This window comes from Rhizobium phaseoli (assembly GCF_010668805.1).
GTDB classification, from domain to species: Bacteria; Pseudomonadota; Alphaproteobacteria; order Rhizobiales; family Rhizobiaceae; genus Rhizobium; species Rhizobium phaseoli_A.
Genome location: NZ_WUFT01000007.1, coordinates 1 through 21,806 on the forward strand (window position 1 = coordinate 1; position 21,806 = coordinate 21,806).

23 protein-coding genes are annotated in these 21,806 nt (G+C 62.5%); 13 read left to right on the top strand and 10 right to left on the bottom strand.

Annotated features, from left to right (window positions below):
* Positions 1-383: DUF721 domain-containing protein (locus GR197_RS12100; RefSeq protein WP_164009687.1), on the bottom strand; the 383-nt coding region annotated here is incomplete at its 3' end.
* Positions 384-491: 108 nt separating this feature from the next.
* Between GR197_RS12100 and mutY the strand changes: the two genes are divergently transcribed.
* From mutY to GR197_RS12115, 3 genes are read left to right on the top strand one after another with little or no spacing between them, the layout of a single operon-like run.
* A complete protein-coding gene (gene mutY / locus GR197_RS12105) occupies positions 492-1,595 on the top strand; it encodes an A/G-specific adenine glycosylase (RefSeq protein ID WP_164009689.1) in 1,104 nt (367 codons plus the stop codon).
* Positions 1,596-1,597: 2 nt separating this feature from the next.
* The gene (locus GR197_RS12110) at positions 1,598-2,212 is read left to right on the top strand and encodes an HAD family hydrolase (protein ID WP_164009690.1); all 615 of its coding nucleotides are present in this window, start codon (positions 1,598-1,600) and stop codon (positions 2,210-2,212) included.
* Positions 2,213-2,217: 5 nt separating this feature from the next.
* Entirely contained in the window at positions 2,218-2,583 is a 366-nt protein-coding gene (locus GR197_RS12115; RefSeq protein WP_164009692.1) for a nuclear transport factor 2 family protein, read from the top strand.
* Positions 2,584-2,755: 172 nt separating this feature from the next.
* Here GR197_RS12115 and GR197_RS12120 read toward each other — a convergent pair whose 3' ends face one another.
* From GR197_RS12120 to GR197_RS12130, 3 genes are all read right to left on the bottom strand, one after another.
* On the bottom strand, positions 2,756-3,910 hold the full coding sequence (locus GR197_RS12120) for a site-specific DNA-methyltransferase (RefSeq protein WP_164009694.1): 1,155 nt from the start codon (positions 3,908-3,910) through the stop codon (positions 2,756-2,758).
* A 124-nt stretch (positions 3,911-4,034) separates the two neighbouring features.
* Positions 4,035-4,385 (bottom strand): antibiotic biosynthesis monooxygenase family protein, encoded by a 351-nt coding sequence (locus tag GR197_RS12125; RefSeq protein WP_164009696.1) that lies wholly within the window; start codon positions 4,383-4,385, stop codon positions 4,035-4,037.
* On the bottom strand, positions 4,382-4,711 hold the full coding sequence (locus GR197_RS12130) for an NIPSNAP family protein (protein WP_164009698.1): 330 nt from the start codon (positions 4,709-4,711) through the stop codon (positions 4,382-4,384). Before GR197_RS12130 ends, GR197_RS12125 begins: the two co-directional genes overlap by 4 nt.
* Positions 4,712-4,781: 70 nt before the next feature.
* Here GR197_RS12130 and GR197_RS12135 point away from each other — a divergent pair, with 70 nt between their 5' ends.
* On the top strand, positions 4,782-5,468 hold the full coding sequence (locus GR197_RS12135; protein WP_164009700.1) for an ArsR/SmtB family transcription factor: 687 nt from the start codon (positions 4,782-4,784) through the stop codon (positions 5,466-5,468).
* A 49-nt stretch (positions 5,469-5,517) separates the two neighbouring features.
* Here the strand turns inward: GR197_RS12135 and GR197_RS12140 are convergent, their stop codons facing one another.
* Both GR197_RS12140 and GR197_RS12145 read right to left on the bottom strand, forming a co-directional pair.
* Positions 5,518-5,946, bottom strand: a complete 429-nt coding sequence (locus GR197_RS12140; protein WP_164009702.1) for a hypothetical protein — start codon at positions 5,944-5,946, stop codon at positions 5,518-5,520.
* A gap of 280 nt (positions 5,947-6,226) precedes the next feature.
* Positions 6,227-6,445 carry a hypothetical protein gene (locus GR197_RS12145; protein ID WP_164009705.1) on the bottom strand — a complete coding sequence of 73 codons (219 nt, stop codon included), beginning with the start codon at positions 6,443-6,445 and terminating at the stop codon, positions 6,227-6,229.
* A gap of 364 nt (positions 6,446-6,809) precedes the next feature.
* Here GR197_RS12145 and GR197_RS12150 point away from each other — a divergent pair, with 364 nt between their 5' ends.
* Together GR197_RS12150 and GR197_RS12155 are read left to right on the top strand one after the other, a co-directional pair.
* Positions 6,810-8,636 (top strand): methyl-accepting chemotaxis protein, encoded by a 1,827-nt coding sequence (locus GR197_RS12150; protein ID WP_164009707.1) that lies wholly within the window; start codon positions 6,810-6,812, stop codon positions 8,634-8,636.
* A 151-nt stretch (positions 8,637-8,787) separates the two neighbouring features.
* A complete protein-coding gene (locus tag GR197_RS12155) occupies positions 8,788-9,477 on the top strand; it encodes an HAD family hydrolase (protein ID WP_164009709.1) in 690 nt (229 codons plus the stop codon).
* A 24-nt stretch (positions 9,478-9,501) separates the two neighbouring features.
* Here GR197_RS12155 and GR197_RS12160 read toward each other — a convergent pair whose 3' ends face one another.
* The 3 genes from GR197_RS12160 to GR197_RS12170 form a co-directional block, all read right to left on the bottom strand.
* Positions 9,502-9,864 (bottom strand): type II toxin-antitoxin system RelE/ParE family toxin, encoded by a 363-nt coding sequence (locus GR197_RS12160; protein WP_164009711.1) that lies wholly within the window; start codon positions 9,862-9,864, stop codon positions 9,502-9,504.
* The gene (locus GR197_RS12165) at positions 9,864-10,139 is read right to left on the bottom strand and encodes a CopG family ribbon-helix-helix protein (protein ID WP_164009713.1); all 276 of its coding nucleotides are present in this window, start codon (positions 10,137-10,139) and stop codon (positions 9,864-9,866) included. The genes GR197_RS12160 and GR197_RS12165 overlap by 1 nt, the downstream gene beginning before the upstream one ends.
* A gap of 151 nt (positions 10,140-10,290) precedes the next feature.
* A complete protein-coding gene (locus GR197_RS12170) occupies positions 10,291-10,935 on the bottom strand; it encodes a hypothetical protein (protein ID WP_348643277.1) in 645 nt (214 codons plus the stop codon).
* Between the two features lie 276 nt (positions 10,936-11,211).
* Here GR197_RS12170 and thrC point away from each other — a divergent pair, with 276 nt between their 5' ends.
* Genes thrC through GR197_RS12190 form a run of 4 tightly spaced genes read left to right on the top strand, consistent with a single transcriptional unit; the run spans position 11,212 to position 17,491 of the window.
* Positions 11,212-12,636 carry a threonine synthase gene (gene thrC, locus GR197_RS12175; RefSeq protein ID WP_164009717.1) on the top strand — a complete coding sequence of 475 codons (1,425 nt, stop codon included), beginning with the start codon at positions 11,212-11,214 and terminating at the stop codon, positions 12,634-12,636.
* Positions 12,637-12,639: 3 nt separating this feature from the next.
* Positions 12,640-13,938 carry a M16 family metallopeptidase gene (locus GR197_RS12180; protein ID WP_164009720.1) on the top strand — a complete coding sequence of 433 codons (1,299 nt, stop codon included), beginning with the start codon at positions 12,640-12,642 and terminating at the stop codon, positions 13,936-13,938.
* A 29-nt stretch (positions 13,939-13,967) separates the two neighbouring features.
* The gene (locus tag GR197_RS12185; protein WP_164009722.1) at positions 13,968-14,582 is read left to right on the top strand and encodes a GNAT family N-acetyltransferase; all 615 of its coding nucleotides are present in this window, start codon (positions 13,968-13,970) and stop codon (positions 14,580-14,582) included.
* On the top strand, positions 14,579-17,491 hold the full coding sequence (locus GR197_RS12190; RefSeq protein ID WP_164009723.1) for a sensor domain-containing phosphodiesterase: 2,913 nt from the start codon (positions 14,579-14,581) through the stop codon (positions 17,489-17,491). Before GR197_RS12185 ends, GR197_RS12190 begins: the two co-directional genes overlap by 4 nt.
* A 15-nt stretch (positions 17,492-17,506) precedes the next feature.
* On the opposite strand, the gene GR197_RS12195 is transcribed toward GR197_RS12190, so the two are convergent.
* Complete coding sequence (locus GR197_RS12195; RefSeq protein ID WP_164009725.1) at positions 17,507-17,989, bottom strand: Lrp/AsnC family transcriptional regulator; 483 nt, start codon at positions 17,987-17,989, stop codon at positions 17,507-17,509.
* 105 nt (positions 17,990-18,094) lie between these two features.
* On the opposite strand from GR197_RS12195, the gene GR197_RS12200 reads away from it, so the two are divergent.
* From GR197_RS12200 to GR197_RS12210, 3 genes are read left to right on the top strand one after another with little or no spacing between them, the layout of a single operon-like run.
* On the top strand, positions 18,095-19,306 hold the full coding sequence (locus GR197_RS12200; protein ID WP_164009727.1) for a diaminopropionate ammonia-lyase: 1,212 nt from the start codon (positions 18,095-18,097) through the stop codon (positions 19,304-19,306).
* A complete protein-coding gene (locus GR197_RS12205) occupies positions 19,303-20,547 on the top strand; it encodes a Zn-dependent hydrolase (RefSeq protein WP_164009729.1) in 1,245 nt (414 codons plus the stop codon). The genes GR197_RS12200 and GR197_RS12205 overlap by 4 nt, the downstream gene beginning before the upstream one ends.
* Positions 20,544-21,704 (top strand): M20 aminoacylase family protein, encoded by a 1,161-nt coding sequence (locus GR197_RS12210; protein ID WP_164009731.1) that lies wholly within the window; start codon positions 20,544-20,546, stop codon positions 21,702-21,704. Before GR197_RS12205 ends, GR197_RS12210 begins: the two co-directional genes overlap by 4 nt.
* The last annotated feature ends 102 nt before the right edge of the window (positions 21,705-21,806 follow it).

Below are 21,806 nucleotides of genomic sequence, written 5' to 3' on the forward strand. Positions count from 1 at the left end.
GTGCGGGAGCGGCGGGCGGGGTTTGAGACCGGCTTCTGGACGATGCGGATCTGGTGGACGGCGGCGAAGCCGAAGAAGCTGTTGATGCGCTGGATGAGTTCGCCCTGGGCATGGGTGAGGAAAAGTGCGCGCGCGCCTTCGCAGGCAATCGTCAGCACGCCGGGGCGGAAGCCGCCGGCCTCATTGCCGCCGCGGGCCTCACTGCCGCCGCGGGCCCATGCGATCTTTTCCGGCCGGGTGCAATCGGCGAAATCCTCGCCGGCGATTTCGCTCCACGAGCCGAGCAGCGCCGTGTTGATGCCGGCGCGGCGCGCCAGGACGGGATCGATCAGCCCGTTCGCCAGCTCGGAGATCTGCTTTGCACCTTTGCGTGGATAACTCATCGAAACCCTTGGACGCCCCTGCCAATCGCACAGGCAATTCGCATTGCCGGCTTGATCGCTCGGCATTGCTTCGCCAAGTATAGGCACTTCCCCCGATCCCGGCAAATCATGACGATCACGAAACCCGACACGCCCTCCGCAAAGCCCCTGCTCGACTGGTACGACCGCCACCACCGCGACCTGCCCTGGCGTATCTCGCCCGGTATGGCGGCCCGCGGCGTCAAACCCGATCCCTATCGCGTCTGGCTTTCCGAGGTGATGCTGCAACAGACGACGGTGCAGGCGGTCAAACCCTATTTCTCCAGGTTTCTCGAACGCTGGCCTGCGGTGACCGATCTTGCCGCGGCCGAAAGCGACGCGGTGATGGCCGCCTGGGCGGGGCTCGGCTATTACGCGCGGGCCCGCAATCTGAAGAAATGCGCCGAAGCGGTGGCGAAAGAGCATGGCGGCGTCTTTCCCGATACCGAAGAAGGGCTCAAATCCCTGCCCGGGATCGGCGACTATACGGCAGCGGCCGTCGCCGCCATCGCCTTTAACCGGCAGGCGGCTGTGATGGATGGCAATGTCGAGCGGGTGATCTCCAGGCTCTATGCGATCGACACGCCGCTTCCGGCGGGAAAGCCGCTGATGAAGCAAAAGGTGGCGCTGCTGACGCCGGCGGATCGGCCCGGCGATTTTGCCCAGGCGATGATGGATCTCGGGGCGACGATCTGCACGCCGAAGCGGCCGGCCTGTTCACTCTGTCCGTTCCGCGGTGCCTGCGAGGCGCTGAAGCTTTCCGATCCCGAACTCTTTCCGGTTAAGGCAGCAAAGAAGGAAAAGCCGGTGCGGCAGGGTGCCGCCTTCGTCGCAGTGACTGGCGATGGCGAGATCCTGCTGCGACGGCGCATCGACAGTGGCCTGCTTGGCGGCATGACCGAAGTGCCGACAACGGCCTGGACGGCCCGTCTCGACGGCGAGACCTCAGCCTCAGCCGCGCCTTTCGATGCGGCCTGGCAGGCCTGCGGCACCGTCATCCATGTCTTCACTCATTTCGAGCTCAGACTGTCGATCTGGCGGGCGGCGATAGCCGGCAAGCCAAAAACGAATGTCAGCCCGAATGACGAATGGTGGGAGCCGGTTACAAATCTTGAAGCGCAGGCCTTACCCACAATCATGAAAAAAGCGATCGCAGCGGCTATTCCTCTCGCGTTTAAAACATCCAAGGGATGACCATGACCACCGAGATAAAGCATATTGTTTTCGACATCGGCAAAGTCCTTATTCATTACGATCCGCATCTTGCCTTCAGCCGGCTCATTCCCGATGAGACCGAGCGCAACTGGTTCTTCGCCAATATCTGCACCCATGACTGGAACATCGAGCAGGATCGCGGCCGCACATGGGCTGAGGCCGAAGCGCTGCTGATTGCCGAGCACCCTGCCCGCGAAGAGCATATCCGCGCCTTCCGCAAACATTGGCACGAGATGGTGCCGCACGCGTACGAGGACAGCGTCGCGATCATGGAAGGGCTGATCGCCGAAGGGCGCGATGTGACGATGCTGACCAACTTCGCCTCCGACACGTTTCGCGAGGCGCAGGCGCGTTTCCCCTTCCTGACCAAACCGCGCGGCGTCACCGTTTCCGGCGATGTCGGCCTGATCAAGCCGGATCTCGCCATCTACGAGACCCACACGAAAAGCTTCGGCCTCGACCCGAAGGCGACGATCTTCATCGACGACGCGCCGGTCAATGTCGACGGCGCCAGGGCTTTCGGCTGGAATGCGGTGCTGTTCTCAGGCGCCGAGAAACTGCGCAGCGATCTCGCCGCTTACGGATTGAAGGTCTGAGACCCATGGCTTTCAACCCGGCAGAGGAAATCGACCGCTTTCACGCCGCCATCAACGCGCTGGATTTCCCGGCGATCGAGGCCTATTTCGCCGAAGACGCCACCTATGTCTCGAATGGCGTCGGCAGTCTCGCCGGTCGGGCTGAGATCATGGCCGCCTTCCGGAAATATTTCGACGATTATCCCGATCAGACGGCGGAAAATTCGTTGGTGGAGACACTGACACCGCTGTCCGGCCGGGCCGTCTGGTCGCTTCGCGCCACCCATAGCCAGACGGGCAAGCCGCTGATCCGCGACGGCGAGGAGACGATCACCTTCAATTCGGAAGGCCGCATCACCCGGGTCGACGTCACCGATTACAAGGATTTCTGAACCGGCACCTCAAATAGAAGACGCCCGGGGTTCGAACCCCGGGCGCCTTGGCCTTCTTCCGCAACTGGAGGGAAACCGGAAGACGGTATTTCGATCCGCCGGAGCATGATGCCGAAAAGTGTAAGCGGTTTTGGGACGACATCATGCTGCAGTTTTCTGATTTGAGTGCTGCTCACTCCACCTTTGCCAAATCACTGCGGATGACGGACCTGAGATCGTCGATCGGGCGCAGGGACTGCCCATCGTCGAAATGCCAGAAGGTCCATCCGTTGCATGCATCGAGACCCTGCACCTTGGCGCCGAGACGATGAATGGAGCCGGCGTCGCCGCCTGACGCCACCGTGCCGTCGGCGCGCACGATGGCGCTGTAGCGGCGTTTGGCATCGGTCAGCACCTGGCCGGGTTTGATGAGGCCGCTTTCGACAAGCACGTTGAAGGCGACCCGAACTTCGGCCTTCTTGCCGGTCATGACAGTCAGTTCCGCCTTCCCCAGCGGCTCGACGGCGGCGATGCGGGCCGAGGCCGCATCGATATAATCCTGTTCGCGCTCGATGCCGACGAAGTGACGGCCGAGGCGCTTGGCGACGGCGCCCGTCGTGCCCGAGCCGAAGAAGGGATCGAGGACGATATCGCCGGGTTTGGTCGAGGCCATGATGACGCGGGCAAGCAGCGCTTCCGGCTTCTGCGTCGGATGCACCTTCTTGCCGTCCTCGCCCTTCAACCGCTCGCCGCCGTTGCAGATCGGGAACAGCCAGTCGGAGCGCATCTGCACATCGTCATTGGCGGCCTTCATCGCATCGTAATTGAAGGTGTAGCCCTTGGCCTTGGCATTCGGGCTTGCCCAGATCATCGTCTCATGGGCGTTCTGAAAACGGCGGCCCTTGAAATTCGGCATCGGATTGGTCTTGCGCCAGATGATGTCGTTCAAGATCCAGAAATTCAGATCCTGCAGCGTGGCGCCGACACGGAAGATATTGTGGTAAGAGCCGATCACCCAGATCGAACCCGTCGGCTTCAAGACACGGCGGCAGGCGAGCAGCCAGGCGCGGGTGAAGGCGTCATAGGCCTCGAACGAAGCGAACTGATCCCATTCGTCATCGACGGCATCGACCAGCGACTGATCGGGACGGTGCAGCGTTCCGCCGAGCTGGAGGTTATATGGCGGGTCGGCAAAGATGATATCGACGGAGTGGCTGGGCAAAGCCTCAAGGGCGCTGACGCAATCCCCCTTGATGATCGTGTCGACCCAAGACCCCGACCTGGAATCCGGCCGGGAACCCGACCTGACGGAAGCCTTGAGGTCGGCAAGCGGAAAAACTGATGCCATTCTGATACTCACTCATACGCTTGACGCTTAACTCTCCGTTATGGTTACCGAACTTCGTTACCAAAGCCTGAAGCGGTGGCCGATTTCGGGAATTTATTGCTGATGACATCGCCCCTTCCCCTCCTCACGCAGCATCGTGCACGCTGCGGCTGTCTGCCGGCGCCTCGTCGCGTTCGAACATGCCGTAGTCGCGGACGACACTGGCGATGCGCAGGCGGTAATCGGCGAAGATGCCGCCGCGGCCGGCCTGTTGGGCTGCCCGGTGGGCTTCGAGGTTGCGCCATTGCTTGACCGCTTCCTCGTCGCGGAAAAAGGAGAGCGACAGCAGTTTGCCGCGGGTCGTCAGGCTCTCGAAACGCTCGATCGAGATGAAGCCGTCGATCTTTTCGAGTTCGGCGCGCAGCGCGCCGGCAAGATCGAGATATTTGTGGCGCTCGCCCATATAGGGCACGACTTCGAAGATGACGGCGATCATGGCAGCACCAGCTTGGCGTGAGGGGCGGAGACGTTTTTCAGGAAGATGCGATCCTCACTGCGGATAAAACCCTCGTGTCTGGCGAATTCGTAATTTTCGCGGCCGAGCGGGTCGGCGGCCAGCCTGGCGCGATAGGCTTCGTAGGCGGCGAGGCTTTCGATGTTGTGGACGCCATAAGCCGTTGTCGCCGATCCCTCGTGCGGGCCGAAATAGCCGATCAGATCGGCGCCGTTTTTTGGGATCGCCTGGCCCCAGTTGCGGGCATATTCGGCAAACGCCTCCTTCTTGAACGGGTCGATCTCGTAGCGGATGAAGCAGGTAATCATCGGTTTCTCCTTTTGCTCTCCATCCTTTTCGCACATTGCCTGACGGCGATGCTTCGGTTACGATCGAAGTATGAAGGAAGGTCCTGACATCGCGCAGATCGGCGCGCTCATCGGCGATCCCGCCCGCGCCAACATGCTGGCGGCACTCACCGGCGGCCGGGCGCTGACGGCGACCGAGCTTGCCGGCGTCGGCGGCATCACGGTGCAGACGGCGAGCACGCATCTTGCCAAGCTCGAAGCCGGCGGGCTGCTTGCCCAGCGAAAGCAGGGACGCCATCGTTATTTCACATTGGCCGACGAGGCCGTCGCCCGGCTGATCGAAAGCATGATGGGCTTTGCCGCCGGGCGCGGGCATCTGCGCCACCAGCCGGGGCCGAAAGAGCCGGCGCTGCGCAAGGCGCGCATCTGCTATGATCATCTGGCCGGCGATTACGGTGTGCGCATGCTCGACAGCCTGATTGGTTCAGGCTCGATCGACGCGGTCGGAGACGGTTTGGCGCTGACCGAAAAGGGCGAAAACGATCTGAAATGCATCGGCATCGATGTCGGCGACCTCCGATCGTCGCGCCGCCCGCTCTGCCGCTCCTGCCTCGACTGGAGCGAAAGACGCGCGCATCTTGCCGGAAGCCTCGGCAAGGCGCTGCTGTCCAGCTTCCTCGACAAGGGCTGGGCGCGGCGCACGGCCGAAAGCCGATCGATCCTCTTTACCCCGGAAGGCGACCGGCAGTTTCTGATGCTGTTTCCGATCGATGCATAGGTTTGCTGCGGATCTGCAAAACCTCCCACACCGTTCCGGCTAATGCTGCCTATAGACCGGCCTTCCACGCATCCTGCTGGCGCAGATGCGCCCGCAGCGCCGCGAGAGTGAGTGCCAGTGCGGCGTGATTGCTTTCGGCTTCACCCAGCACGTTTTCGCCTTCCTCGATCTCGCGCAATTGCGCGCCGTAGAGCCAATCGTCGGACGTCTGGCCGCGGGCAAGATGCCAGACCGCATCCGGCCGGACTTCCCGGCAGAGATCGATGGCGTGATTGACGTCGTGGGTGAAGGGCCGCGCCATCAGGAAGCCGTGCTGCGACCTGATGCTGCTCGGCATGTAGTCATGCGGACTGTCGAAATCGTTCGGCTCGGCCGGCCGGAGCTGCTTCAACAAAAAGGCACAGGTGATGAAGGCGTCGATCCGGCCGTCGGGCATATCCGTCTTTTCCAGGGTTTCGATGATATCCTCGATCGTCATGCAGTCTTCCTCTCGGTCCGTTCCTTGGCATGCCGCCTCTCCTCTTCCCCATAGCGGCGGTGGCGTCCTCTTCCCCGAGCGCCATCTAGTGCATGAGAATGCCAAAGGTAGTCCCAGAGCTGTGTCGAGCTGGTGATCACGCGGATTTCATCGCTCTCGCACCCGCCTCGCTTGAGGCAACAGCCTGTCGCGCACGTCCTGGTCGAATTGTCTTGGTCGAATTGTCTTGGCGTCGTGGTTTTCGGATTGAGAGAAGCATTCAGTTTCGGGCCGACCGGGCCTAAATGCAGCCCTTCTTCCTCATCTTCTTTTCGACCTTGGCCCTCCTTTCGGCGCCATCCCCGGCATGTTTTCCGCCGGTCAGCCCATTATCCATCATCGCCTGCAGCTCTGCACAGCTTCTGTGGTGCTTGCCGCCCTTGGCGGTGGCGTCGGTGGATGTGAAGGCAAAGAGCAGCGCTACAGCTGCCGCCGATCGAACAAGAGCTGACAGCTTCATGGTCCCTCTCCTATTGCCCTGCATCCTACGCCCAGGCCCGTGAGCCCGCAATGACGATGGTGTCGCACCAGCCCGGCGAGAAGCGGGACAAGAACACCAGCAATCAGAAGATCATCCTGCCGCAACAGTAGGTTAGATGGGCTCGCCTCACCCGAGCAAGGGCGAGCCCTCGCCCGTTGGCACGGATGGCGCCGGGTACTTGAAGCGGTCCGCCTCTGCACCATCCGACAGAGCATTCAACTGCTCATCGAATGAGGCAACCGCCACAACCTATTGTTTTTATGCGGCTTAGCGACGTCTCGCTGAGAAATCATTAAGCAAGTTCCGATATTCTCAGGCTCTACATTAACGTGAGAGCACGGATATGGCGTCGATCCAAAACAAGATCATCATGGCAAGCGTTGCGATTTTCGCCTTGGCGGGCGGCGCCACGGAGGTCGGCATCTGGTCTGCCTCCACCCTCTCGGCAAACGGCGCCGAAGTCGCCCAGTCGGCGCAAATCCTGCGCAATCACATGCAGGCCGATATGATGCATGACGCGCTGCGCGCCGACGTGCTCGCCTCCCTGCTGGCATCCAACCCGGCGGCAGGCATCGACCCCGCCGCCGTTAAGGCGGATCTGGTGGAGCACGAGGCATCGTTCCGGGAGATGATCGACGCCAACAAGGCTCTGGTCTCCGATGGACAAACGAAAACCGTCCTTGCCGGCATCGAACGTCCCCTTCTCGTCTATGTCGACAGCGCCACGAAGATGGTCGAGCTAGCCGACAAGGATCCGTCAGCGGCCTTGAAGGCGCTGCCGGAATTCATGCAGCAGTTTTCGACATTGGAAACGGCGATGGAACAGGCCGGAGACCAGATCACCGATGCGTCGGAGGATATTTCCAAGCGCAGCTCCGAGATCAAGGCTTCGGTCGATATCGTTCTCAAGGCGCTTCTGGCCTCTGCCGCGCTGTTCGCCATTGGCCTCTATTTCCTCACCCGCAAGAGTGTGACCAAGCCGATCCTTTCGCTTTCCAGCGATATGCAGAGGCTCGCCGATGGTGACACGGCCATTGCCTGCACCGGCATTGGCCGCTCCGATGAAATCGGCACGATGGCATCGGCTGTCGAAGTCTTCCGCCAGGCAGCCATTGCCAACAAGCAATTGGAGCAGGACGCCGCGGCGGCTCGGCTGCAGGGCGAAACCGAACGGGTCACGGCCCGCAAGCAGGCTGAGGAGGATGCGGCCGAGCGGCTGCGGGCGGCGACATCGGGCCTTGCCGCAGGTCTGAAACGGCTTGCCTCCGGCGATCTCGCCTTCCAGATCGAAGAGCCGTTCGCGTCTGATTTCGAGGGCCTCCGGCATGATTTCAACATGTCGATCCGGCAGCTAGACCAGACCCTCGGCGCCATCGCCGCGGCCATTGCTGCGATCGATGAAGGCACAAGGGAAATCGCATCGGGGGCCGGCGATCTGTCGAAACGCACCGAACAGCAGGCAGCCGCTCTCGAAGAAACCGCGGCAGCCCTCGATCAGATCACCGCCAATGTCTCGAACTCCAGCAAGCGCACCGACGAGGCACGCACCGAGGCGACCGATGCAAACCGCAATGCCGCCAAATCTTCCGAGGTCGTGTCCCATGCCGAGGAAGCCATGCGTCGCATCGAGGCGTCGTCGCAGCAGATCTCCAGCATTATCGGCGTGATCGACGAGATCGCCTTCCAGACCAATCTGCTGGCGCTGAACGCCGGCGTCGAAGCGGCGCGCGCCGGAGAGGCGGGCAAGGGCTTCGCGGTGGTGGCCCAGGAAGTCCGCGAACTCGCCCAGCGCTCGGCTCAGGCGGCAAAGGAAATCAAAGGCCACATCCAGAAATCGTCGGTGGAAGTCGAAAGCGGCGTCAAACTGGTTCTCGACACCAGCCAGGTCCTGAGCGCCATCAGCGAGCAGATCGCCCGCATCAACCAGCACATGGATGCCATTGCCGTATCGGCAAGAGAACAGTCGACCGGCCTTGCCGAGGTCAATACCGCCGTCAACTCGATGGACCAGGTGACCCAGCAGAACGCCGCGATGGTGGAAGAATCGACCGCCGCATCCGGTCATCTTGCCGAGGAAGCAGCCAAGCTGCGTGAACTCGTGTCCCGCTTCAAGCTGCGTGCGACCGCTTCGGCGCAGTCCGGACGACGCGGCGGGCAGCTGGCGGCCTGACGGCTTGGCGGGGGCAATGCGGCAGCGACCACGGAGCCGGTCGCTTGCCGCATCGCAGCCATGCTTGAGATCAGGTTGAGCTTTGGGCGGGCTTCGTGTAAAGCCGCTGCATCCCCGGACAAGACCCAGATTTCCAGCAAGGCGTGAACATATGAACGGCTTCGATCTCATTATCTTCGATTGCGACGGCGTTCTCGTCGATTCCGAAATCATCGCCGCGGAAGTCGAATCCGCGCTTCTGACGGAGGCCGGATATCCGATCAGCGTCGAAGAAATGGGCGAACGCTTCGCCGGCATGACATGGCGCAACATCCTGCTGCAGATCGAGCGCGAAGCGAGCATTCCGTTTTCGGCCTCGCTGCTCGAAAAATCCGAGCAGATGCTCGACCTCAGGCTGGCCGCCGACGTCCAGGCCATTCCAGGCGTCGAATTCGCCGTCTCCAAGCTGGCGATGAAGCGCTGCATCTGCTCGAATTCGAGCAGCAAGCGGCTCGACATGATGCTGGGCAAGGTGGGGCTGAAGCCGCTGTTTGCCCCCAATATCTTCTCCGCCAAGGATCTCGGCCCCGACCGCGCCAAGCCGAAACCCGACATCTTCTTGCACGGCGCAAGCCAGATGGGCGTGTCGCCTGATAAGGTGGTGGTCGTCGAGGATTCCGTGCACGGCGTGCATGCGGCCCGCGCCGCCGGCATGCGGGTCATCGGCTTTACCGGCGCCTCGCACAGCTATCCCGCCCATGCCGACAAACTGACGGATGCCGGCGCCGAAACGGCGATCTCACGCATGAACGACCTGCCGGGTGTCGTCGCCGCGCTGGCGGCCTGGGACAACGTTCTCTGATCTGAGACAAGTGCCGGCGCTCCGTCAGAAGCGGGACCCGGCCGATTCATCGTCAGTTTGCTGGCGATCATCCGCCTCTTCGTCATAAGCGGCATCGCGCAACTCTGTCGGCGTAAATGCATGTTTTTGCCGCGCGCCTCTGATCGCGGCAATTTCGATGATGCCGTTCCGTTTACGGATTGTGAGAACCAGCGGCGGCATGCTGACTTTCCTTGTCCCTTCCAGAATGCCTTTTTCCGTCATTGCGGGGAAGGACGACAATAGCGCCTTCTGTCTTTCAAGCCGGTCGACAAGATTTCTGGCGGCCGCAGGATTGATTTCTGCCAGTTCGGCAATTCTGGTCAGGAACCAGCGTTCGGCACTTTTGGAGAGACGGACAGCCGGCATCAGCCAACCCGACGATGTCGAACTTCCGAAGCGTCAACGATCATCCGAGCCTTTTTAAGCACGTCGTCGAGATCGACGCTTTCCCCGCGGTCAAGTTCATCGAGGCCATGGGCATCCCGCAGAATCTCGGCGCCCTCATTCGCAAGATAGTGATCGAGGGCTTTCAACATCACCCAGGTGCGATCTCGATCGAGAACCTGCGCGATGCGATCGAATGCTTCGACCGTCGGCGTCGGCAACCTGAGAGAGATCTGCGATTTTCCCTTCGGCGACATGACTTCGATCCTCGTAATACGGTGGGATGCACTGTATCCCATCGACGCATTCACGTCAAAGTCAGGAAGTGGCCCTCATGAGGGCGCATCTTCGCGAACCTGCGACCGCAGCTGTTCCGATGAACTAGGCCGACCACTTCACCGGGCGGCTTTAGCTGTTCTTCTTGGTCTTCGCCGGCTGGGTGTCGAAGCCGACGTTGACGCGCACCAGGGCGCCAGAACCGACCGGCATCTTGATGCCGTCCTTGCGGAAGATCACCTGGGTGCCAGGCGCGCCCGCCGGGATCTCGGTCGGGAATTTGGTGACCTCGGAATAGAGCACGGTCTCGCCGTCGACGATGGTGACGCGGATCGGCAGGGTCACCGGGCCGGGGGCGCCGGCCGGGCCGGTGATCAGGCGCAACTGGGCAACGACGGTCATCGTCAGATTGGTGTCGCTCAGCGTGCACTGGCGGGTGTAATCGCCGAACGAGGCCTGGAAGACGATCTGCTGCGGATCATCCTTCTTGCCCTTGGCATAGGTGCGGAAGATCGCATCCTGGTCGCGCATGAAGATCTGCGGGCAGGCGCCCTGGACGACGGGGGCGACGGCGCCCTGTGCGGTCGTCGCGGTGCCGATCGAAGGATTGTTCGAGGATGGGTTGGCCGGTGCCAGCGGCATGATCTGGGCGGTGCCGTTCGGCTGCGTCGGGGCCGCCGACTTGCTGTCACCACCGGTGCCGAGCGTATCGCAGCCGGCGAGCAGGGCAAGAAGGGAAGCTGAGATAATGAGACGCGAGACCTTGCCGAGCACTATGTTCCACCCTTTGCACAAGCGTTTCTTGGAGGCCCCAGGTCTTTTCCGTGAGGCCTTTCACGACGGTTTGCGATGGTCTATATCAGCGGCGCAAATAAAAATCGATTGGGTACGCGCCGTTTTGATGCACTTTTCGCCGCCGGATGCGGGCAACTTCAACAAGATAACGGCGATGGTGTGGCCTGAACGCAGCGCCTTCTCGATTTCCGGGCCCGGAATCCGGCAGTGCGGGCCGCGGCTCGGCCCAATCGAATTTCCTCCAGCGATAGATCAAGGATGACCAAGGTGGACTATATCTCGACCCGCGGCGAGGCCCCTGCCCTCGGCTTTTGCGACGCCCTGCTGACCGGGCTGGCGCGCGACGGCGGGCTCTATGTTCCGCGTGAATTTCCGAGCTTCTCCAAGAAACAGATCCGGGCACTGCGCGGCAAGAGCTATCAGGAGATCGCCTTCACCATCCTGTCGCCGTTTACCAATGGCGAGATCCCCGAAGCGACCTTCCGGGCGATGATCGACGAGGCCTATGGCACCTTCCGCCATCCGGCGATCGCGCCGCTCGTCCAGACCGGGCCGAACAGCTTCGTCATGGAGCTGTTTCACGGCACGACGCTCGCCTTCAAGGACGTGGCGATGCAGTTGCTGGCGCGGCTGATGGATTATGCGCTGGAGAAGCGCGGCGAGCGGGCGACGATCGTCGGCGCCACTTCGGGCGATACCGGCGGAGCGGCGATCGACGCCTTTGCGGGGCGCGAGCGCACCGACATCTTCATCCTCTTCCCGCATGGCAAGGTTTCGCCAGTGCAGCAGCGGCAGATGACGACCTCGCCTTCGGCAAATGTGCATGCGCTTGCCGTCAAGGGCAATTTCGACGATTGCCAGAACCTGGTGAAGGCGATGTTCAACGACGCGGCGTTCCGCGACAAGGTCGGCCTCTCCGGCGTCAACTCGATCAACTGGGCGCGCATCATGGCCCAGATCGTCTATTATTTCACGGCGGCCGTCGCACTCGGCGGGCCGGACCGGAAGATCTCGTTCACGGTTCCGACGGGCAATTTCGGCGATATTTTCGCCGGCTATTGCGCAAAACGCATGGGCCTGCCGGTCGACCGGCTGGTGATCGCCACCAACGAGAACGACATCCTGGAGCGCATGCTGAAAACCGGCCGCTACGACATGAAGGCTGTGAAGGCAACGAGCTCGCCGTCGATGGACATCCAGATCTCGTCGAACTTCGAACGGCTGCTGTTCGAAGCCTACGGGCGCGACGCCTCGAAGGTCCGCGCGGCAATGGAAAGCCTCAAGCAATCCAACGGTTTCGAGATCGGCGCTGAAGCGCTGAAGGCGATCCGACGCGACTTCCGCGCCGGCCGCGCCAGCGAGAAGCAGGTGGCCGAGACGATCCGCACGACCCATGCCGAGACCGGCTATCTGCTTGATCCGCATTCGGCGATCGGCGTCTTCGTCGCCAAGAAGAAGGAAAAGCCGAATACGCCGATGGTGACGCTTTCGACCGCGCATCCGGCGAAATTCCCCGCTGCCGTAAAATCGGCCTGCGGTATTGACCCGGCGCTTCCGACGTGGCTTGCTGATCTGATGGACAGGGAGGAGCGCTTCCAGATCATCGAACCGGAGCTCAAAGCCGTAGAAACCTTTATCGGCAAACATGCCCGCGACAAGACGACGGCAGGCGCAGAAAGATAGCCAATGACAGTTGAGTGCACCCGGCTGAAATCCGGGCTGACCGTAGTGACAGAAACCATGCCGCACCTTGAAAGCGTTGCGCTCGGAGTCTGGATCAAATCGGGATCGCGTAACGAGACGGCAGACGAACACGGCATCGCCCACCTGCTCGAACACATGGCCTTCAAGGGCACGGGGCGCCGCACGGCCCGCCAGATCGCCGAGGAAATCGAGGATGTCGGCGGCGAGGTCAATGCCGCGACATCGACCGAGACGACCTCTTATTACGCCCGCGTCCTCAAGGACCACGTGCCTCTCGCCGTCGACATCCTCGCCGACATCCTGACGGAATCGGCTTTCGAGGAGGAGGAGCTGGAGCGCGAGAAGCAGGTGATCCTGCAGGAGATCAACGCCGCCAACGACACGCCAGACGACGTGGTGTTCGACCGGTTCTCCGAGGTCGCCTATCGCGACCAGACGCTCGGCCGGGCCATCCTCGGCACGCCGGAGACCGTCGTTTCCTTCACGCCGCAGGAGATCCGCGGCTATCTCGGCCGCAACTACACGACCGACCGCATGTTCATCGTCGCTACCGGCGCCGTCCAGCACGACGAATTCCTGCGCATGGTCGAGGATCGTTTCGCCAGCCTGCCGAGCGAGCCTTCGGCGCCGCCGGTCATGGAACCGGCGCGTTATATCGGCGGCAGCGTGCGCGAACCGCGCGACCTGATGGACGCGCAGATCCTGCTTGGCTTCGAGGGCAAACCCTACCACGCCCGCGATTTCTACTGCTCGCAGATCCTCGCCAATATCCTCGGCGGCGGCATGTCCTCCAGGCTGTTCCAGGAAGTGCGCGAGTTCCGCGGTCTCTGTTATTCGGTCTATGCCTTCCACTGGGGCTTTTCCGACACCGGCATCTTCGGCATTCATGCCGCGACGGGCGGCGAGAACCTGCCGGAGCTGGTGCCCGTCATCATCGACGAGCTGCACAAATCGGCAGATCAGATCCACCAGAAGGAAATCGAGCGCGCCCGCGCCCAGATCCGCGCCCAATTGCTGATGGGCCAGGAAAGCCCAGCGTCGCGCGCCGGCCAGATCGCCAGGCAGATGATGCTTTATGGCCGGCCGATCTCCAATCCGGAGATGATGGAACGGCTTGAGGGCATCACCATCGAGCGGCTGACGGATCTCGCCGGCCGGCTGTTTTACGACACGGTGCCGACGCTTTCGGCGATCGGGCCGCTGGATCAGCTCGCGCCGATGGAAGACATCACCGCATCGCTTTCGGTCCCGGCACCGAAGTCGATGCAGGCCGGCCGCTGAGCCGGCGTCCGTCCTGCCGGGAGTGATCGATGCCAAAATCGGTGTTTCGGTTTCTGTCGCGGCAGCCGGATGCGGTCGAGCTGGAAAACGACAGATATCTCCTGCGACTGCCGCGTTACCAGGATTTCAACCAGTGGCACCGGCTGCGCGCCGACAGCCGCAAGTTCCTGGAACCCTGGGAGCCGACCTGGCGGCGCGACGAACTGACGGAGGGCGCCTACCGCGCCCGCGTTATCCGCGGCAAGCAGGAATATGCCTCGGGCCAGGCGGTGCCGCTGTTCATTTTCCTCAAGGAAAACCACACCCTCGTCGGCGGCGTCACCATCGGCTATATCAGGCGGGGTGCGGCACAAAGCTGCATGATCGGCTACTGGATGGGCGAACGCCATGCCGGCCAGGGGCACATGTTCGCTGCTCTGCAATTGGTTATTCCTTACATCTTCGCCGGGCTTGAGTTGCACCGTATCGAAGCAGCCTGTATTCCAGATAACGCGCGCAGCATCCGCCTGCTTGAAAAGGCCGGGTTTCAGCAAGAAGGTTATTTGCGCGGATATTTGAAGATCAACGGTCAGTGGCATGATCATGTGATGTTTTCACGTCTCGCCACCGATACGGATAAAGGCAGGAAAACCGACAGCCGATGACCAGAGACCGCATGCTGCCCACGTCACCGTCCGGACGAATGATCGCGGTGATCGCAGCCCTTTTCCTGGCAGTCTTCGCCCTGGCGGCGGGCGCTGCCCAGGCGGCCGAACCGGTGAAGATTTCCCGTGACGACACCGCGCTCGACCTGACCGCGACGACCGAAATCTACGTCAACCAGGGCGAGGCTTTCCAGGTTTCGACGGCTGCCGGCGCCGACGGCATCCGCCGCCGCATCGAGGTCAGGGCAAGCTCGGAGAACCACCAGGGTGACTGGGCGGTGTTTGCGCTTGCCAATGTTTCGGAAGAACAGCTCGAACGCGTCATCGTCGCGCCGCATTTCCGTCTGGTCAATTCCAAGCTGTTCTGGCCGGATCTCGGCTCGCAGCGCATCAGCGCCATCACGCCCAGCGAGGGTTTCGCGCTCGATCGGCAGCCGAGCGACGAGGCCGACGTCTTCCGCATCACGCTGAACCCCGGCGCCGTCATCACCTTCGTCGCCGAACTGTCGACGCCGGAGCTGCCGCAGATCTATCTCTGGGAACCGAACGCCTACAAGGACACGATCAACGCCTTCACGCTGTATCGCGGCATCGTGCTCGGCATTGCCGGCCTGCTGGCGGTGTTCCTGACCATCCTGTTCGTCGTCAAGGGCACCTCGATGCTGCCGGCAACCGCCGCCCTTGCCTGGGCGGTGCTCGGCTATATCTGCGTCGACTTCGGTTTTCTCGGCAAGCTGATCAGCGTCGCCTCGGCCGACCAACGAATATGGCGCGCCTGCGCGGAAGTGGCGCTCGCCTCCAGTTTCGTCATCTTCCTCTTTACCTATCTCAACCTCAACCGCTGGCATGCGCATCTCGGCTATGCCACGCTTGCCTGGGTGCTCGGCCTTGCGCTGCTCTTCGGCGTGGCGATCTACGATCCGTCGATTGCCGCCGGCATTGCCAGGCTGTCCTTCGCGCTGACGGCGGCGACCGGGCTGCTGCTGATCATCTATCTCGGCTTCAACCGCTACGACCGCGCCATCCTCTTGGTGCCGGCCTGGGCGCTGACGCTCGTCTGGCTGTTCGGGGCATGGATGACGGTCACCGGCCGGCTCGACAACGACATCATCCAGCCCGCACTCGGCGGCGGCCTGGTGCTCATCGTGCTGCTGATCGGCTTCACCGTCATGCAGCATGCCTTTGCCGGCGGCGCCTTCCAGCAGGGGCTGTTTTCCGATCTCGAGCGGCAATCGCTGGCGCTGACCGGATCCGGCGACATGGTGTGGGATTGGGACGTGGCGCGCGACCGCGTCGTCACCATTCCCGATGTCTCAACCAAGCTCGGCCTATCGCCGGGCACTATGCATGGCGCAGCACGCAACTGGCTGCCGCGGCTCCATCCCGATGACCGCGACCGCTTCCGCGCCACGCTCGACGTGCTGCTCGAACACCGGCGCGGGCGGCTGAACCACGAGTTCCGCATCCGCGCGGAGGACGGGCATTTCCATTGGCTCCTGATCCGCGCCCGGCCGGTGCTCGGCTCCAACGGCGAAATCATCCGCTGCGTCGGCACGATCGTCGACGTGACCGAGCAGAAGAACTCCGTCGAACGGCTGCTGCACGATGCGCTGCACGACAATCTCACGGGCCTGCCGAACCGGCAGGTGTTCATCGACCGGCTGCAATCGGTGCTGGCGCTGGCGCCGGGCGGCGATACGCTCAAGCCAACGGTGATGGTGATCGACATCGACCGCTACAAGCTGGTCAATGATGCGCTCGGGGTCGCGGCCGGCGACAATATCCTTATCGCGCTGACCCGGCGTCTGCGCCGGCTGCTGAAGCCGCAGGACACTCTGGCGCGGCTGGCCGGCGACCAGTTCGGCCTGATCCTGGTTTCCGAGCACAATCCGGCCAAGGTCGCCGATTTCGCCGATGCGATCAGCAAGGCGATCATGGTGCCGATCAACTTTGCCAACCGCGAGATCATCCTGACCGCCTCGATCGGCCTGACCTCGTGGGTGGACCGGCAGGAGAGCGCCACCGGCCTGCTCAGCGACGCCGAGCTTGCCATGTACCGGGCAAAACGGGCGGGCGGCAACCGCGTCGAGCCGTTCCAGCCGGCCTTCCGCGACTTCGGCACCGACCGGCTGCAGCTCGAAACGGACCTACGCCGCGCCATCGAGCGCAAGGAATTGTCGATGGTCTACCAGCCGATCGCCCGGCTTGAAGATGTCGAGGTCGCCGGCTTCGAGGCATTGATGCGCTGGGAACATCCCAAACGCGGCAATGTCCCGCCCTCCGAATTCATCCCGATCGCCGAGGCCTCCGATCTCATCGGCGCGCTCGGCATGTTCGCGCTGGAACAGGCGACCAACGATCTGATGAGCTGGCAGCAACTGACCGGCGAATTGCCGATCTTCGTGTCGATCAATCTGTCGAGCGTGCAACTGCTCAACAACGAGCTCTATGACGATGTGCGTTCGGTTCTTGCCAAGACGCATTGCCAGCCCTCGCGCCTCAAGCTCGAACTGACGGAGTCCATGGTGATGGAAAATCCGGAACAGGCGCGCCTCGTGCTGCAGAAGCTGAAGGAGGCCGGCATTGGCCTCGCGCTCGACGATTTCGGCACCGGCTATTCCTCGCTTGCCTATCTCACCCGTTTTCCCTTCGACATGATCAAGCTCGACAAGGCCCTGGTGCGCGACGGCAGCGACAAGAAGGCGACCGTGCTCAGATCGGTGATCGCAATGGCGCGCGAACTCGAAATGAAGGTGGTGGCCGAGGGGATCGAATCCAACGAGGATGCGATCGAGCTCGCCAAGATGGGCTGCGACTACGGGCAAAGCTATCTGTTCGGCCCGCCGATCGCTTCGGAATCGGTGCTACGCCTGCTGCGGGAGCGGTTTCCGCTGACCAAGCGGGCGTGAGCGGAGGGGGCGAGTTCAGCGCTCGATGGGAACGCTTAAGCCGACCTTCACCCGATCCATCGCGACGAATGTCCGAAAGCGCTTGACGTTGTTATTGCTGAAAAACAGCCGCCGCGTCAGCGCCTCGTAGTCGGCCATTGAGGGGACGACGATGACCAGGATGAAATCGGCCTCGCCGGTGACGTAGTAGCACTGCTGGATTTCAGGCGCGGCCGCGAACTGGCTTTTTGCCTGTTCGATCTGTTTTGCCGTTTCGCTGATAACCTCCACCTCCACGAAAATGGTGATCGATTGCCCGAGGGCTGCGGAGTCGAGAACGGCGACGTTTGCCCGGATGACCCCATCCTCGGTCATCCGTTTGATCCGGCGTTGGACCGCCGGCGCAGACAGGCCGACAGCCTCGCCGATCGTCCGTTGCGGCGTGGTATTGTCCCTTTGCAGGATCGCCAGGATCTTGTGGTCAAACGCATCCAAGGGGGATTTTGCCGGTCGGCTCAAAACGGGGCTCCAACGAAACAAACTTGCAAAACAGCCCTCGAAATACAGCGCCTTTTTCGCCGAGCCTGCAATATGTTTTAGCCGAACAACCGAAGTGAGGCGCGCATGTTTCTGCTGAACAGCAATTCCGACTACCGTCAGCCGCTCGACCCGCGAGACGCCGAAACCCTCGACATGGATGCCGCAGACGCCGTCGAGCGGCACCTGACATTCCGGGAAAACCATGCGGAAACGCCACTCGTTGCTCTGCCGGCGCTGGCAGCCGAGATCGGTGTCGGTTCGATCCACGTGAAGGATGAAGGCCACCGGCTCGGCCTCGGAAGTTTCAAGGCGCTTGGCGGCGCCTATGCGGTGATCCGGCTCGTGCTCAAGGAAGCGGCACATAGGCTCGGCCGCGCCGTCGATGTCTCCGAATTGCATTCTTCCGATGTGCGAGAGGTGGCCGAGACGATGACCGTCGCCTGCGCCACCGACGGCAATCACGGCCGGTCGGTTGCACAGGGTGCGCAGCTTTTGGGAGCCCGCGCGGCGATTTTCGTGCATGCCGGGGTCAGCGACGAACGTGTCGCCGCCATCGCCCGCTTCGGCGCCGAGATGATCCGTGTGGACGGGACCTATGACGATTCCGTTCGGGAGGCGGCGCGCATTGCCGAGGAGAAGGGGTGGACGATCGTGTCGGACACTTCATGGCCGGGTTATGAGCGTATTCCCGGGCTGGTGATGCAGGGCTACACCGCCCTTGTCCGAGAAGCGCTGAGGGCAATGAAGCAGCCGCCCACCCATGTCTTCATTCAGGCCGGCGTCGGCGGGATCGCTGCCGCTATCGCCGGCCACATGGCCATCGCCTTCGGCGACCAACGCCCGACCTTCACAGTCGTCGATCCCGCCCGCGCCGCCTGCCTGTTCGAAACGGCGCGGGCCGGACATCTGGTGACCGTTGCCCATGGCGAGCCGACGGTCATGGCGATGCTCGAATGTTACCAACCTTCGCTCGTCGCCTGGCGGATCCTCTCGCGTGTCGCGGACGCATTCATGACCGTTGAAGAAGACGAGGCGATCTCGGTGATGAAGCGGCTTGCCGATCCGGCTGGAAACGACCCGGCAATTGTCGCCGGCGAAAGCGGCGGGGTCGGGCTTGCCGGGCTGATCCGCGCTGCCGGCAATCCCGAGATCAAGCAGGCATTGTCTCTCCACGACCATTCCCGCATCTTCGTGGTCAACACCGAAGGCGCGACCGACCCCGGCAAGTATGAGGAGATCGTCGGGCTGTCAGCGGCCGCGGTCGCCCGCAGAGACAGGACTGGAGCTTCAGCATGAGCCATCGCTCGATCGATTCCGTGCGGCTGCTCGGACGTATCGCCGCGCTCGGCGCGATCGGCCGCGATGCGGAGGGAAGGCTTGTTCGTTTGGCGGCGTCCGATAGCGAAAAGCTTGGGCGCTACCGGTTCGTCTCCTGGCTTGAGGAGGCCGGGCTGGAGGTTGCGGTCGACCGGATCGGCAATATCTTCGGCATCTGGAATGGCGCCGGTGGTGGTGAAAAGCCTATCATTATCGGCTCGCACATCGACACCGTGATCGACGCCGGCATCTATGATGGATGTTACGGCGTGCTGGCCGGCCTGGAGGTGATCCAGACGCTGAAAAGCGAAGGGTTCGAACCGCGGCACCCCATTGTCGTTGCCGCCTTCACCAATGAGGAAGGGGTGCGTTATGCGCCTGATATGATGGGTTCGCTGGTCTATTCCGGCGGCCTCGATGTTACCGCGGCGCTGAAGACGGTCGGGACTGATGGTACGGTGCTCGGCGATGAACTGGCGCGGATCGGCTATGCCGGCAGCCATGCGCCCGGTTTCATGACGCCGCACGCCTATGTCGAACTGCATATCGAGCAGGGCCCTGTTCTCGAGAGGGAGGGCGTAGCGGTCGGCGCGGTCGAGAATCTGCAGGGAATTTCCTGGCAGAAGGTGACCATCGACGGGGATGCCAACCATGCCGGCACGACGCCGATCTCGATGCGCCGGGACGCCGGATACGCAGCGGCCCGCGTCATCACCTTTCTGCGCGACCGCGCGAAGGCATCGAACACGCCGACCGTCGCGACCGTCGGCTGCATCGCTTTTGAGCCGAACGCCATCAATGTCATCCCTTCGCGCGCGATCTTCACGGTCGATCTGCGCGATCCGGACGAAGACCGGCTGCAGCAAGAGGAAACCGCGCTCGCCGCATTCCTCGAGCTGCTTGCCTCTGACGAAAAGGTTGGCATATCCGTCGAACGGCTGGCGCGCTTCGAGCCGGTCAAGTTCGATCAGGCGATCGTTCGCCTGATCGAGGCTGCCGCCAAGGATCGCGGCCTGGCATGCAAGCGCATGACATCGGGCGCCGGCCATGACGCCCAGATGATTGCCCGCATTGCGCCAAGCGCGATGATCTTCGTGCCGAGCCGCGGCGGCATCAGTCACAATCCGAAGGAGTTCACATCAGACGTGGACCTTGTCGCCGGGGCGAATATCCTCCTCGACGTCGTTTGCGGGCTTGCAACAGGGGAACGGCCGACATGAGCATGGACAGCCAGACGCTGGAACAGGACATGACCACCTGGAGGCGCGACCTTCACCGCCATCCCGAGTTCGGCTTCAACGAGAAGCGGACGGCGGCTTTCGTCGCGCGGAAATTGCGGGAGTTCGGGCTCGACGAGGTGGTCGAAGGCGTTGGCGGCACCGGCGTTGTCGGAACGCTCAAGCGTGGCGGCGGCAACCGTTCCATTGCGCTGCGCGCCGACATGGATGCCCTCAGGATTAGCGAACAGGGAGAGCGGCCCTATCGATCGCAGACCGCCGGCGTGATGCATGCCTGCGGCCATGACGGCCATACGGCAATGCTCCTTGGCGCCGCCAGGATGCTGGCGAAGGACGGCAATTTCGACGGCACGGTCCGGTTCATCTTTCAGCCGGCCGAGGAATGGGGCAAAGGCGCCTTGGCGATGCTCGCCGATGGCCTGATGATACGTTTTCCCTTCGACGAGATCTATGGCCTGCATAACATGCCGGGTCTCCCGGTCGGGGTTTTCGAGACTCGCGCCGGCGCGATCATGTCGGCGGAGGATAATTTCGAGATCGTGCTGAAGGGCGTCGGCGGACATGCCGCGCGTCCGCACTCCGGCAACGAGGTCCTGGTCGCCGCCTGCGCATTGGTGACGACCCTCCAGACCATCGTTTCCCGCCGGCTCGATCCGACCGATATCGGCGTCGTCTCGGTGACCGAGCTTCTGACCGACGGCACCCGCAACGCCCTGCCTGGGCTGGCGCGCATCCTCGGCGATGCCCGCAGCTTCCGCCCCGAGGTCAGCGCGGCGATCGAAAAGCAGATGCGCCTCATCGCTGAGGGCACGGCGCTTGCCCACAATGTTTCGGCCGAGGTGAATTACACCAGAGAATTCATCCCCCTGCTCAATGATGCCGCCCTAGTCGAGGAAGCATTTGCCGCAGCCGACAGTGTCTTCCCCACGAAAAACATCAAGGTCCGGCGCGAGCCGATGACCGGATCGGAAGACTTCGCGCGCTTCCTCGACCATGTCCCCGGCTGCTTCGTGTTCCTCGGCAATGGCGAAGATTCCGCGCCGCTTCACAATCCGAATTACGATTTCAACGACGACGGACTGATCCACGGCGCCAACTTCCACGCGAGCGTCGTGCGTCGGCGGCTGAACGCAAACTGACATCCGGTCGGGCGCGCGCCGTCTTCGACCCGGTTTTCGCATCGCATCGCGTTACGCGAATGGACGAAGGCGTCTGCAACCCGCTCCGACAATCCATTGACC

Excerpts from the sequence above, each read along its gene's own strand:
- mutY (WP_164009689.1), top strand. The coding sequence starts at position 492 with ATGACGATCACGAAACCCGACACGCCCTCCGCAAAGCCCCTGCTCGAC.
- GR197_RS12110 (WP_164009690.1), top strand. The coding sequence starts at position 1,598 with ATGACCACCGAGATAAAGCATATTGTTTTCGACATCGGCAAAGTCCTT.
- GR197_RS12115 (WP_164009692.1), top strand. The coding sequence starts at position 2,218 with ATGGCTTTCAACCCGGCAGAGGAAATCGACCGCTTTCACGCCGCCATC.
- GR197_RS12120 (WP_164009694.1), bottom strand. The coding sequence starts at position 3,910 with ATGGCATCAGTTTTTCCGCTTGCCGACCTCAAGGCTTCCGTCAGGTCG.
- GR197_RS12125 (WP_164009696.1), bottom strand. The coding sequence starts at position 4,385 with ATGATCGCCGTCATCTTCGAAGTCGTGCCCTATATGGGCGAGCGCCAC.
- GR197_RS12130 (WP_164009698.1), bottom strand. The coding sequence starts at position 4,711 with ATGATTACCTGCTTCATCCGCTACGAGATCGACCCGTTCAAGAAGGAG.
- GR197_RS12135 (WP_164009700.1), top strand. The coding sequence starts at position 4,782 with ATGAAGGAAGGTCCTGACATCGCGCAGATCGGCGCGCTCATCGGCGAT.
- GR197_RS12140 (WP_164009702.1), bottom strand. The coding sequence starts at position 5,946 with ATGACGATCGAGGATATCATCGAAACCCTGGAAAAGACGGATATGCCC.
- GR197_RS12145 (WP_164009705.1), bottom strand. The coding sequence starts at position 6,445 with ATGAAGCTGTCAGCTCTTGTTCGATCGGCGGCAGCTGTAGCGCTGCTC.
- GR197_RS12150 (WP_164009707.1), top strand. The coding sequence starts at position 6,810 with ATGGCGTCGATCCAAAACAAGATCATCATGGCAAGCGTTGCGATTTTC.
- GR197_RS12155 (WP_164009709.1), top strand. The coding sequence starts at position 8,788 with ATGAACGGCTTCGATCTCATTATCTTCGATTGCGACGGCGTTCTCGTC.
- GR197_RS12160 (WP_164009711.1), bottom strand. The coding sequence starts at position 9,864 with ATGCCGGCTGTCCGTCTCTCCAAAAGTGCCGAACGCTGGTTCCTGACC.
- GR197_RS12165 (WP_164009713.1), bottom strand. The coding sequence starts at position 10,139 with ATGTCGCCGAAGGGAAAATCGCAGATCTCTCTCAGGTTGCCGACGCCG.
- thrC (WP_164009717.1), top strand. The coding sequence starts at position 11,212 with ATGACCAAGGTGGACTATATCTCGACCCGCGGCGAGGCCCCTGCCCTC.
- GR197_RS12180 (WP_164009720.1), top strand. The coding sequence starts at position 12,640 with ATGACAGTTGAGTGCACCCGGCTGAAATCCGGGCTGACCGTAGTGACA.
- GR197_RS12185 (WP_164009722.1), top strand. The coding sequence starts at position 13,968 with ATGCCAAAATCGGTGTTTCGGTTTCTGTCGCGGCAGCCGGATGCGGTC.
- GR197_RS12190 (WP_164009723.1), top strand. The coding sequence starts at position 14,579 with ATGACCAGAGACCGCATGCTGCCCACGTCACCGTCCGGACGAATGATC.
- GR197_RS12200 (WP_164009727.1), top strand. The coding sequence starts at position 18,095 with ATGTTTCTGCTGAACAGCAATTCCGACTACCGTCAGCCGCTCGACCCG.
- GR197_RS12205 (WP_164009729.1), top strand. The coding sequence starts at position 19,303 with ATGAGCCATCGCTCGATCGATTCCGTGCGGCTGCTCGGACGTATCGCC.
- GR197_RS12210 (WP_164009731.1), top strand. The coding sequence starts at position 20,544 with ATGAGCATGGACAGCCAGACGCTGGAACAGGACATGACCACCTGGAGG.